This is a genomic window from Mammaliicoccus fleurettii, from assembly GCF_003970575.1.
Classification (GTDB): Bacteria; Bacillota; Bacilli; order Staphylococcales; family Staphylococcaceae; genus Mammaliicoccus; species Mammaliicoccus fleurettii.
On record NZ_RXWZ01000095.1, the window covers coordinates 1 to 12264 of the forward strand.

The following is a 12264-nucleotide window of genomic DNA, read 5'->3' on the forward strand; positions in this document are numbered from 1 at the left end:
AAAGTCATTGAATTATCAAACCCCGTTGGAAGTATTTATGAGTTACATGGATGTAGGTAAACTGTCTAGCTTATTTTGACAAACGAAGTGTTGTAAAATCATCTAAGTCATCTGGTTGTTGATGCTTATTTCCTTTATAATAACTTGTTAGTATATGTCCAATATGCCTGGAGTCCTTTAAATCTCTTTCTTTTTGTCTATGAAATAATATTTCCATATCACCATATAATGTTAACGTAATCGGTTTATAATTATATTTACTAATCATTTCTTTCAGTTTGTTCTCTTGCTTATAACTAAATGGATAATCAATTATTATTTTTGTTGATTTTTTTAAATAGTTATCTAGTTTTTTATAATAATATTCCCATGCTTCATTTCCAAGGTTATTTTTTTCAATTATGTTGTTGAAACCATACTTATCGAAATACATTTCTTTAATATCATCATAAGATAATAAATGCCATTTAGAATCCTGTTCGATTATTTGATTAGCTAAATATGTTTTTCCGGTACCTGGAGGACCAGCCAATATAATTATAAATCTTTTTTGATTATCGATCATATTTTAACGCGTTCTTTATTCATGAATAAATTAATCTTATGTGCAACAATATTTTTCACCGCTTCATTACATGGGATAATATTATGTCTTAATGATTTATTCACTTTTGTTTCACCAAAATATTTTTTTGCTGTTTCTGTCCAAGTTACAAGCAATTCTGTACCTACGTTGAATTTTCTTATTCCATTATCTATTAATTCAGGCACGTCTTCTTCTTTAACACCTGTACCACCGTGTACTACAAGAGGTGTTTCCACAATCTCATTAATTTCAGCTAACAATGGAATATTAACATTTGTTTTAGATTTAAATTGTCCATGATTTGTACCTATTGCTACAGCTAATGCATCTACATTAGTAGCTTCTGCAAAATATTTAGCATCATAAGGATCTGTATATTTTACTTCAGAACCATCAATTGTTATTCCTTCTTCAGTACCCCCGATTATTCCGAGTTCAGCTTCAACTGATGTCCCTCTTTTATGTGCATAATCTACTACGGCTTTTGTCTTCATTATATTTTCTTTTAATGGTAATGATGAACCATCAAACATAACAGACGAATAACCTGCATCTATCGCATTTTTTATATCATTAAAATCTTTAGCATGGTCCAAATGAAGCACAACATCAACCATTTCTGAATTAGCTATACTTTTAGTTACAGTAACCAATGTCTTATATCCAATATACTTTGCAGTATCAACACTTGTTTGTATAATGATTGGGCTACCTGCTTCTTTAGCTGCATCTATCATACTTGGCAACATTTCTAAATTATGTGCATTGAAAGCACCTATCGTACAATTTAAACGTTCTGCTTTTTCAGTTGCTTCTTTTAAATTAATATACATATTTTTCTCTCCCTTTAAAATGCTTTCATTAATGGTCCAATAATCCATGCATAAAATAGTGCTGCCGCTACAGTATCAACATCTGTTGCAGTGGCGTTAACAAATCCCATATTGCTAAGCACTGTAACTAAAAGTGCTGGTAGTAAAGTAATGAATAAACCATGTGCAATACCACCTATAATTGCGCCTCTTAATCCACCAGTTAAATTACCAAATATACCTGCAGTGCCTCCTGCAAAAAAGTTAGTCAATATTCCAGGTATTATCATGGCTAACCCTAAAGTTGGGAAGAAGAACATCGCAATGACTGTACCAATCGTTGTTGTTATAAAACCGATTATTACAGCATTTGGTGAAAATGGGAAAAGCACAGGACAATCTAACGCAGGTTTTGCATCTGGAACTAATTTCATTGCAATACCTTTAAATGCTGGTACAATTTCTCCAAGAAGTAATCTAACACCAGCTAGTAATACATAGACTCCAACTACAAACTGAATTGATTGCATGAAAGCATACATCACATAATGTGTATCACCTGATAATTTTGAAGCAAAGTCCTCGCCTGCAAATAATACCGTTACTAAAAATAAAGGTGCCATAACGACCATCAGTGATAAATATGTGTCTTGTAAAAACTCAAAATTCTTTGGTAATTTTAAATCTTCAACTGATTTTCTATTTTCTCCTCTTTTACCAAATACATACCCAACACCTGCTTCAAACACGTAACCAAGAGTACAAAAATGTCCTAAAGCAATGTTGTCACCACCTACTATTTTCCTTACAAACGGTTGAGCTATTGCAGGCATCATTGTTGCAAACACACCACCAATCAATCCTCCTACAACAATTAGAGGAAATCCTCTTAAACCTGCAAAGTATCCACCAATCGTAGTCATAGTAGCCATCCATAATAAAGCTTGACCAGTTAAAAATATATATTTCCATGGTGTGAAACGTGCTATTAAAATATTAAATATAAAAATAGCTAAAAATGTAAATGCTATTTCTCGACCTAATCCTAAATCTCCCATTGCTTGTCCATTTATTGCTTCAATGGAAGGTACAATACCTTCCATTTGGAATCCTTCAGAAAATATCTTGCCGAAATATGTTAAACTTCCAACAATAATAGCCGAACCTGCAGTTAATACTTGAAAACCTAACAATGTTTTAAACGATCCTGATATAATTTGCCCAGTTGATTTTTTCTGTAATATTAAACCTAACATTGCAATTAAAGCCACAATTATTGCTGCTTGTGTCAAAATATTTTGTATAATAAAGTTTATAATTTGCATAGCATCACTTCCTTATTAAATGATCCCTTTTTCTTTAAGAACTGGTGAAAGCTTTTCTTCTATTTCATCTGTAGATACAATATTCTTTAAATAAACAATTGAAGTTACATCTTCATCTATTGAAAAATTATTAAACTGCGACTTAAAATTTTCTCCCGTTATTATGATTTCAGCATTTCTTGATACAGCAGATGAAATTGTATCGTGATCTAGATTTGCATCTACACCTAACTTGTTTAATACATCTTCAGCTGCCATTTGACATGCAAAACTACTTCCTAATCCTGCTCCACAAACAAAAAGTATATTTAGTTTACTCATGCTAATTCCTCCTCTAATAAATAATTTATAAATTCATCTTTATCCTTAAAACTCAGTAATTTGTCTACTTTTTCTTCATTTCTCACAAGTGATACGATACTTTTCATAATATTTAAATGTGAAAATGAATCAGTTGCTGATAAACAAAATATAATTTTAACCGGATCATTTATTTCATTTCCAAACTCTATATTAGGATTTAGTGTTGCAATACTAACACCTAATGCGTTAGCACCTTCTTCTGGTCTAGCATGTGCTAACGCTATATGCTTACCAATTACAATATATGGACCGTATTCTTCAACTGAATTAATCATTGCATCTTGATATTGAGATGTGATAATTCCGTCATCAAGTAATGGTTTGGAAACCATCTTAATCGCATTCTTCCAATCAGAGCACGTTTCATCTAAAAGAACATGATGATTTTCCAATACTTCATTTAACATAGGCTGCACCTCTTTATCATTGAAATTAAAATTATTTATTTCAAATAAGTTTTTAATATCTTTATAATCCTGCTCATTTAATTTCATGCCCTTATCTTCTAACCAAATAGATAAGTCTTTAAATAATGAAACTTCATTACGCTTAAACTTTTCATTATTTCTAGATAAGTATGCGTGTTGTTCTAAAAATGCTTCTATTTTCTTTATATCTGTTTCGTTAACTATGGCATTAACATAACAAGTAGGTTTATCAAAATCTGCATCAATAGTCGTAAACACAATATCTACATCATCATTTTTTATAAAATCTTCTTCATTTGATGCAAGAATTTTTATTATATTCACATTAAAATGTGACTTTAAAATTTCAGCCAATAAGTTGCTCGTAGCAATACCAAAACTACAAACAATTACAGCATTAAAATAGTGTTTATTTTGTTGAACGTATTTAAAGTATGCAGTAGAAAAATAAACAGTTATAAATGCTATTTCATCTTCTGTAAAATCCAGTTCTATATATCTATTTAAACGATTCATTGAATATTTTTTTATTGTATTAAAAAACTTATTGTGGCTATTTTTAATATTTTCTTTCAAAGGATTATATATTTGAATACCTTGTTGCAAACGGCTAATCAATCCCGAGATATGTTTATTTAGTCCTTCAAATAAATAACTTTGATAGCCTGTAAAATCAATAGACAATTCATGCTCTACATACTCAATTAATTTAAGACTAATTAGTTGAGACAGTGCTTCGTGTTTATCATCTGTAACTTGTTTCTTTCCTCCAATTAAAACATCAAGTCTATTATTAATATAATTAAATTCACCTAAACTAACATCTAGTGCTTTCCAATTTATAACTTCATCAATAAAAATATTTATTATGCTTAATTGTTTTCTCTTGTCATCTTTTTCTGTTGCTAATATATGGTTATGACTAATACGAGATATCCAAATAGCTGTTAATATGATCGCTGATAGTTTAATATCATTTTGTTCAATGGAAATAATTTTAGTATAAGTATCTTTAATATTTTCTATATTTTTTGAGTCAATGTAATGAATCAAAGGACTATAACTGTCAAATAAATTGTCAATTGTAACTTTATCTTCAGTTATTTTTTTAACTAAGTAATCATAAAGGAATGTTCGTATATCTCTTTCGTTTCCTTCAATAGATAAACCTGTAGAAACATTAGAAACGATCTTCAAATTAAATTTGTTTAAGTCCATACGAACTTGTTTCATATCCTTATCCATAGTACTTTTAGAAATCTGCAATTCCTCACACAATTCATAAATTTTTTTATAGGAATCATCTGATAAAGCATGACTTATAATGTATTCTTTTCTATACGCAGGATTGTAAATTTGCTCTTCAACTTCACCTGAAACAATTTCTTTTAATTTAGTACGTTCTGAGTTTGATAAATTTAATATAAACAAACCACTGTTGTTATTAATTTCAAAAAATTGATTTGTTATTAGAAACTCATTTATATCCTTTAAATCATTTCTAATAGTTCGTTCCGTTTTGTTGAACATGATACTAAGTTCTTTTGCAGAAACGCTTTCTTTACTATTAAGAAAAATATTCAAAATATTCATCGGCCGACTTTTTAACATTTTTAACATCTCCCTTAGTTAATATTGTAAATTTATCCTTTAACAATTGTTAGTATTTTTATATTCTAATTAAAAACGGAAAAAATGTAAGCGCTTTACACAATAACAAAAAGACACTGAATACTTTTACTGTAAACAGCGTCTTTCCAATATATAATTAAGTTCATTATTAATTTATTCACAAGATTCAAAAAATAAGTCCCAAGCAAAATATCATTATATTTTGAAAGATAAGATATACTTATAATAAATATGAGATATAAATTTTAAGGAGGAGCATCATGTTAAAAATAAGTGTATTAGATCAAGCGCCAATATCCAAAGGCAGTAATCCTGAAGAAACGCTACAAAATACAATTAAATTAGCTAAATGGACTGAATCGCTTGGATACTATCGATATTGGGTAGCAGAACATCATAATACAAGCGGTTTAGCAAGTTCTTCTCCTGAGATCTTAATGACACAAATCGCCGCTTCTACTCATAAAATTCGAATCGGATCTGGTGGTATATTACTGCCACAATATAGCCCATATAAAATCGCAGAAAATGCTAAAACATTATCAGCTTTGTACCCTAATCGTATCGACTTAGGGTTTGGCAATTCACCCGGTGGTTCTCCTATCACTCAAAAAGCATTAACAGATAATCATATTAAACCTAAAGAAGACTTTTATAGACAAGTATCAGATTTACAAGGATTCTTGCACAACACACTATCTAGAAATCACGAATATAGACTCGTAAAAGCAGGACCACGAATAGATAACCCACCAGCAATGTGGTTATTAGGACTTACTGAAAATGGAGCGAAAAATGCAGCACAACTAGGTATTGGATTTGTATTCGGACATTTCATCAATCCTAAATACGGTAAAATAGCTATGAAACGCTATAATAAAGATTTCGTACCATCAGTAAATCATAAAGAACCGACAACAATCATTTGTATATTTGTAGTCTGTGCAGAAACCGACGAAAAAGCAGAAGAACTCGCAATCACACAAGACAAATGGTTATTAAACGTAGGAAAAGGATTAGGCACAAAAGTACAACCACGAGAAGAAATAAATATTGAAGAATACACAAAAGAAGAATTAGAACAAATAGAAGAAAATAGAAAAAGATGTATAGTCGGTTCACCAACAACAGTCAAAACAGAGCTACACAAACTAGCAGAATTCTATCAAACAAATGAATTTATGATCATTACAAATATATATAACTTTGAAGATAAAAAAAGATCCTATCAACTAATCGCAGAAGAAATGTTGAGTGACAGTTAAAGAAATTGTTATAGAGAGTTGGATTTATATTAGTTCCAGTGAGGGCTAACTGGCATAATTCTGAATTGTGCTCCTTAGATACTACTTCTTACGGACATTTCTCAGAATTTTGTCCCTTAGCACCCTTCTTACGGACATTTTTCGGAATTATGTCCCTAAGACTTGTACTTCCATCTTACATTTTAAAAAATAAAAAAGGTCACCTCTATTGAGTGACCTTAAACTACTTCCATCTAATCCTCTACATACTGATCATTAGCTGCTTGTAATGCGAAGATATAGAATAAGACTGATATTATAATTAATGAAATGATACCGATATCCCATCCTCCTAATAAATCATGTAAAAATCCTATTAAGAATGGTCCTATTGCTGCGATAAAGTAACCGACTGATTGTCCAAATCCTGATAAGGACATACTGCCTGCGTTTGTTCTTGCTCGAATTGAAAAGAAGGTCATGCATAAGCTAAATCCTGCTCCCATTCCAAATCCTGCTATTATAATTCCAACGATTAATACTATGTATGATTGACTAAATAATAAACTAAATCCTAGTATAAACAACATACTTACTATCGTAACGAGTAATTTTTGGTTTTGCATTTTTGATGCGATTATTGGGAATATAAACGTCATTGGTACTTGTGAAAATTGATTTAACATTAATAAATAGCCTGCTGCTGTTGGTGACAATCCTTTGTCTATTAGAATGGTTGGCATCCATGCTATAACTGTATAAAATACCATTGATTGCATTGCCATTGTTAATGCTACAACCCAAGCTAATTTAGATGTAGACATTCTGACTTTCGGTCCTTGAACTTTATTTTGCATTTCTTTAGTTGCTTGTACTTCTTGTTGTTTTCCACTTTTAACTTGTGGTATCCAAAATATAATGGCTAATATAGTTAAAACAACCCAGAATGATAGTGATAATCGGAATCCTAATGGTGTTATTTCAGATAGTGGATAACTTAATCCCCCACCTAACCCAGCTGTGAAATTCATTGTTGCACTATATACGCCAGTAAATAATCCTATTTGTAATGGGAACCTCCATTTTACGTAACTTGGTAAGCAAACATTTCCAAATGCGATAGCTACACCTAACAGAATTGTTCCTATTATAAATAATCCTATATCTCCTGAGACACGCAATAACAAACCTATTAAAAGTATCACTAACGCATAAAGAATGGTACTAGGCATCGTTAATTTCGTAACGATTTTAGATACCATTGGCGAAACGAACCCAAACAATATTAATGGAATTGTTGTTAAAAATCCTGCTAGACTATTACTTATTTCTAAATCTGATTTAATCAATTCTATTACTGGTCCAACTGAGGTTAATGGTGCTCTTAATGTAGATGCTACAAATATCATGCCAAATAAAATCAACCATATATCTTTAAATTTATATTTCTTAATATTATTTTCCAATTTTTTCACCGCCGTGATTATCTTTTATAATTACAATACTACATGAAAATAATTGAATTAATAGATTTAAATTATTTACGTATACAAAAAGAGACTGGACAAATTAATTGTCTCAGCCTCAAACATTGTAATAACAGTATCTGACTGCTCTTTGTTGTTTAATATTTTATTTATAGATTAAAATTGTTCAGATAGAATTTTTTGCTCTAAGAAGTTAAGCATATAATCCGGGCTACCTGTCTTAGCGTCTGTTCCGGACATTTTGAAACCACCAAATGGGTGATACCCAACTACTGCTGAAGTACAACCTCTATTCAAGTATAAGTTACCAACATCATAATCTTCACATGCTTGTCTCCAATGCTCACGATTATTTGTAATAACTGCACCTGTTAAACCATAGTCAGTATCATTTGCAACTTCTAACAATTCTTCAAAGTTGTCACATTTTGTGAAGCCAACAACTGGTCCAAAAATTTCCTCTTGCATAATTTGGTCGCTAGATTTCAAATCAGAAATGATAGTTGGATGAACAAAGAATCCTTTGCTATCGTCCGTTTTACCTCCGACTTCAAGCTTACCTTCTTTACTACCAATTTCGATATAATTTTTAATTTTGTCGAATTGTTTTTGGTTAATAACAGGTCCCATATAAACATCAGAACCGCCTTCAGTATGTTTAATTGAAAGTTCTTTTGTTAATTTGATTGATTTCTCAAGAACTTCATCATAGACATCTTTATGCACTATTGCTCTAGAACAAGCTGAACACTTTTGTCCAGAGAAGCCAAATGCTGAATCTACAATTGCTTGAGCAGCTAAATCAGTATCGATATTTTCATCGACAACAATCGCATCTTTACCACCCATTTCAGCAATGACACGTTTCAAGAAGTTCTGTCCTTCTTGAACTTTAGCAGCTCTTTCAAAGATACGTGTACCTGTAGCTCTTGAACCAGTAAATGTTACAAAGTGTGTATCTTTATGATCTACTAAATAGTCTCCTATTTCTTTAGGGTCACCCGGTACAAAGTTAACGACACCTTTTGGAAGTCCCGCTTCTTCTAAAATTTCAATAAGTTTGTACGCGATTAAAGGTGTATCTTCTGCTGGTTTTAACAATACAGTATTACCTGCAATAATAGGCGCAACTGTTGTACCAGTCATAATTGCAAATGGGAAGTTCCAAGGTGGAATCGTAACACCAGGTCCCATTGGTTTATAAATATATTGATTATGCTCGCCTTCTCTATCAAAGACTTGCTTACCATGAGCTAATTCCATCATAGAACGTGCATAATATTCAATGAAATCTATTCCTTCATTTGTATCTCCATCTGCTTCATTCCATGGCTTACCTGCTTCATATACCATTAAAGCAGATAGTTCATGTTTTCTTCTACGAATAATAGCAGAAACTCTAATTAATAATTCAGCTCTTTCTTTAGGAGTCCATTTTCTCCAAGTCTTATAAGCTTCTTTAGCCGCTTCCATAGCTTGATCTACTTGTTCTTTAGAAGCTTTAGAAATTGTTCCTAGTACTTGTTGATGATTAGCTGGATCTACAGATTCATATTTGTCATCTGTAAAAATTTTCTCTCCATTAATAACGAGAGGAATTTCTTTCCCAAATTCAGCTTTAACTTTTTTTAAAGCATCCTTAAAAGCCTGTTGATTCTCTTGATCTGTAAAATCTGTTGCAGGTTCATTGTGAAATTCTACTACCATCCTTCATACCTCCTAAATATATAAACCTAATAAGAGGTCAAATACCTCTTATAGAACATTTTACTATTCTATTTCCAATTTTATCAAGTAAAGGGCTTTCATAAAGAATTATATATTGAAATAAAGGTCAGATGACAGAAGTTTAAAGAGTTCTAACGAGCTTGTTTTACGAGTCTTGATCGTTAGAAAAACATACTCATCTTTCTATTGCTTCATGTATTTGTTTAATGTCTTCGGGTGTTGTTTCGCAACAACCTCCTATAATTTGAACACCTTGCGCGATCCATTCTTTTGTTTTTTGAACAAGTAACGCATTCTCTCCTTTACCAATCCAAACTTTTTCTATTGGATCGAACGTTTTACCACCATTTGGGTATAAAGCGATTACTTGTGGCAATTCGAGCAATCCTTTATTAATTGCTTTCTCTACACTATTAATACTTGAACAATTAATACCGAATACGGGCACGCGCCCAATGTGTTGTACGATATACTGACATACTTTTTCAAATTCAGTACCATCTGATAAGTTACCTTCATTATCAACTGTACATGAAATCCAGAAAGTATTATGATCATTATAGTTTGGAATGATATATTCAACTATTGCTTTAATCTCATTAAAATTAGGTACTGTTTCAAATACGAAATCGTATATGCCTCTATTAATTAAAGCGTTAATACGTTCTTCGTGAAATTGTATGTATTCATCAACTGAAATTTCATATTGCCCTGTATATTCAGAACCATCACTTAAATATGCACCATAAGGACCTAAACTTCCGACTACAACTTGATCATCTGTTACAGCTTCTTTAATATTTTTTACTGCAATTTCAAATAATTGTTCTATTTCTGAAGTTTCTTTACCAATTGCTTTAAATGTAGCAAAACTTGCTTGATACGTACTCGTCAAAACGATATCAGCACCTGCATCAGTAAATGCTTGATGAGCTTGCATTACTTTATCTGGTTGATTTATAAGTACTTCACTAGACCATAACGAAGAATTCAAATCACATCCATATCCTTCTAATGTTGTCGCCAATCCTCCATCTAACACTAATGCTGTTTTCTGATTTAATTTATCTAGAAGTCTCAATATCCTGACCATCCTTTTTATGATATTTTACAAAGTAAAAAATAATAGCAATTATTGCAAATGGTATTCCAAAGTATAATGCTGGTGATTGGTTAGGATCAAAAACCATCCCTACACATGAAATCAAACATAAGATAAAGCCAATTATCGGTACACTTTGATGTATTTTTAAATGTTTATTTAAGCGTTTAGCATTAAAATAAGATAAACATATGCTCATCCATACAATTACAACAGCCAATCCAGCAATTGATACAAGCACGATGTATAATGAGTCTGCTGCATAAATACTTGAGAATAATGCTAACAATCCTCCACACATACTGAATATTGTAGCGCGTATTGGCATTTGATGTTTATTTAGCTTTTTAAAATAATTTGGAAACATACCTTCATTAGACAAACTCCATACCATTCTACTTGCAGCATATAGCCCTGAATTAGCAGCAGATAATAATGCCGTAATAATTACCAAATTCATTATGTCCCCGGCATATGGAATACCCATATTTTGAAAAATAACGACAAAAGGACTTTCTAAAGATTTACCTTGATAACTTGGAATTAAAATAGAAATAATAACCATCGTTCCTATAAAGAAAATAATAAGTCTCCATAAAGTTGCATTAATCGCTTTAGGTATGACTTCTTTAGGATTTTTAGTTTCACCAGCAGCAATTCCAATAAGTTCAGTACCACTAAATGCATAATTGACAGCTAACATCGTTAAAAATACTGCACCTAATCCATTAGGGAAACTAGGATTCGTATATCTAGATTTAATCGTTTCTAGCCCATTATAACCACCGTATTGAATGAGCCCAAATAAAGTTAGTGCACCTAAACCAATGAAAACAATAATAGCTAACACTTTTACTAAAGAAAAATAAAATTCAACTTCAGCATAAAACTTAGTCGACACTATGTTAAAAGCAAGTACAAGTATGATAGCAATACTTGAAAATATGTATACAGGTACATCAGGCAGCCACTTACCCATTAAAATACCAACAGCAGTAAACTCAGATCCAAGTGCCACAGTCCAAGTTAACCAATAAAACCAAGCGACGATATAGCCAATAGAAGGATGAATGTATTTAGAAGCGTATACATGAAATCCTCCTGTAACAGGATGTTCAATAGCTAATTGACCTAGACATAACATCACAAGATATACCAAAATCGCACCAACTACATAAGATAACATAGTCCCCAAAGGACCAGCTTGTTGCAAAGTATACCCAGAACTTAAAAATAAACCCGTTCCAATTACACCACCAAAACTTAATAACATGATATGACGTTGCTTCATATCCCGTTTGTACGATTGATTAGACACGATAAACCTTCTCTCTAGAATTAAAAATATCTTTAATTCTATATCTTTCGAATAATTCAGTCAACTTAAAATTTTCTGTAAATAATATATATTGGAAGAAGTTGGGATATAAGTGTCCTTAGTTACACTTCTCATACGTTGTGTGAATATTGGACCGTCTACACTTAATTGGACAACTTCTTTAAAGAGAAGTATTGTTAAAATTAAGAAAGTAGGTGGTCTTTTTATGAGAAGAGAGC

Annotated in this window: 10 protein-coding genes; 1 reads left to right on the forward strand and 9 read right to left on the reverse strand. The window is 31.5% G+C overall.

Going from position 1 to position 12264, the window contains the following annotated elements:
• Nucleotides 1–70 precede the first annotated feature (70 nt).
• From CD129_RS08025 to CD129_RS08045, 5 genes are read right to left on the reverse strand one after another with little or no spacing between them, the layout of a single operon-like run.
• Nucleotides 71–565: an AAA family ATPase gene (locus tag CD129_RS08025; protein WP_115337114.1), complete on the reverse strand. Its 495-nt coding sequence runs from the start codon at nt 563–565 to the stop codon at nt 71–73.
• Nucleotides 562–1419 carry a class II fructose-bisphosphate aldolase gene (locus tag CD129_RS08030; protein ID WP_078358060.1) on the reverse strand — a complete coding sequence of 286 codons (858 nt, stop codon included), beginning with the start codon at nt 1417–1419 and terminating at the stop codon, nt 562–564. The genes CD129_RS08025 and CD129_RS08030 overlap by 4 nt, the downstream gene beginning before the upstream one ends.
• Nucleotides 1420–1433: 14 nt before the next feature.
• Nucleotides 1434–2723 (reverse strand): PTS sugar transporter subunit IIC, encoded by a 1290-nt coding sequence (locus CD129_RS08035; RefSeq protein ID WP_078358059.1) that lies wholly within the window; start codon nt 2721–2723, stop codon nt 1434–1436.
• Between the two features lie 15 nt (nt 2724–2738).
• The gene (locus CD129_RS08040) at nt 2739–3044 is read right to left on the reverse strand and encodes a PTS sugar transporter subunit IIB (protein WP_078358058.1); all 306 of its coding nucleotides are present in this window, start codon (nt 3042–3044) and stop codon (nt 2739–2741) included.
• Nucleotides 3041–5125, reverse strand: a complete 2085-nt coding sequence (locus CD129_RS08045; protein WP_160149110.1) for a BglG family transcription antiterminator — start codon at nt 5123–5125, stop codon at nt 3041–3043. The genes CD129_RS08040 and CD129_RS08045 overlap by 4 nt, the downstream gene beginning before the upstream one ends.
• Before the next feature lie 281 nt (nt 5126–5406).
• On the opposite strand from CD129_RS08045, the gene CD129_RS08050 reads away from it, so the two are divergent.
• Nucleotides 5407–6411 carry an LLM class flavin-dependent oxidoreductase gene (locus CD129_RS08050; protein ID WP_107510139.1) on the forward strand — a complete coding sequence of 335 codons (1005 nt, stop codon included), beginning with the start codon at nt 5407–5409 and terminating at the stop codon, nt 6409–6411.
• Nucleotides 6412–6644: 233 nt separating this feature from the next.
• Here CD129_RS08050 and CD129_RS08055 read toward each other — a convergent pair whose 3' ends face one another.
• From CD129_RS08055 to CD129_RS08070, 4 genes are all read right to left on the reverse strand, one after another.
• On the reverse strand, nt 6645–7856 hold the full coding sequence (locus tag CD129_RS08055; protein ID WP_174221862.1) for a CynX/NimT family MFS transporter: 1212 nt from the start codon (nt 7854–7856) through the stop codon (nt 6645–6647).
• A 177-nt stretch (nt 7857–8033) separates the two neighbouring features.
• Entirely contained in the window at nt 8034–9584 is a 1551-nt protein-coding gene (gene pruA / locus CD129_RS08060; protein WP_078358396.1) for an L-glutamate gamma-semialdehyde dehydrogenase, read from the reverse strand.
• Nucleotides 9585–9780: 196 nt separating this feature from the next.
• The gene (mmuM, locus tag CD129_RS08065) at nt 9781–10686 is read right to left on the reverse strand and encodes a homocysteine S-methyltransferase (protein WP_107510140.1); all 906 of its coding nucleotides are present in this window, start codon (nt 10684–10686) and stop codon (nt 9781–9783) included.
• Entirely contained in the window at nt 10670–11998 is a 1329-nt protein-coding gene (locus tag CD129_RS08070) for an amino acid permease (protein WP_237687662.1), read from the reverse strand. Before CD129_RS08070 ends, mmuM begins: the two co-directional genes overlap by 17 nt.
• Nucleotides 11999–12264: the final 266 nt, after the last annotated feature.

Bases quoted from the DNA above. Each gene is read 5' to 3' on its own strand.
- CD129_RS08025 (WP_115337114.1), bottom strand. From the start codon at position 565: ATGATCGATAATCAAAAAAGATTTATAATTATATTGGCTGGTCCTCCA.
- CD129_RS08030 (WP_078358060.1), bottom strand. From the start codon at position 1,419: ATGTATATTAATTTAAAAGAAGCAACTGAAAAAGCAGAACGTTTAAAT.
- CD129_RS08035 (WP_078358059.1), bottom strand. From the start codon at position 2,723: ATGCAAATTATAAACTTTATTATACAAAATATTTTGACACAAGCAGCA.
- CD129_RS08040 (WP_078358058.1), bottom strand. From the start codon at position 3,044: ATGAGTAAACTAAATATACTTTTTGTTTGTGGAGCAGGATTAGGAAGT.
- CD129_RS08045 (WP_160149110.1), bottom strand. From the start codon at position 5,125: ATGTTAAAAAGTCGGCCGATGAATATTTTGAATATTTTTCTTAATAGT.
- CD129_RS08050 (WP_107510139.1), top strand. From the start codon at position 5,407: ATGTTAAAAATAAGTGTATTAGATCAAGCGCCAATATCCAAAGGCAGT.
- pruA (WP_078358396.1), bottom strand. From the start codon at position 9,584: ATGGTAGTAGAATTTCACAATGAACCTGCAACAGATTTTACAGATCAA.
- CD129_RS08070 (WP_237687662.1), bottom strand. From the start codon at position 11,998: ATGAAGCAACGTCATATCATGTTATTAAGTTTTGGTGGTGTAATTGGA.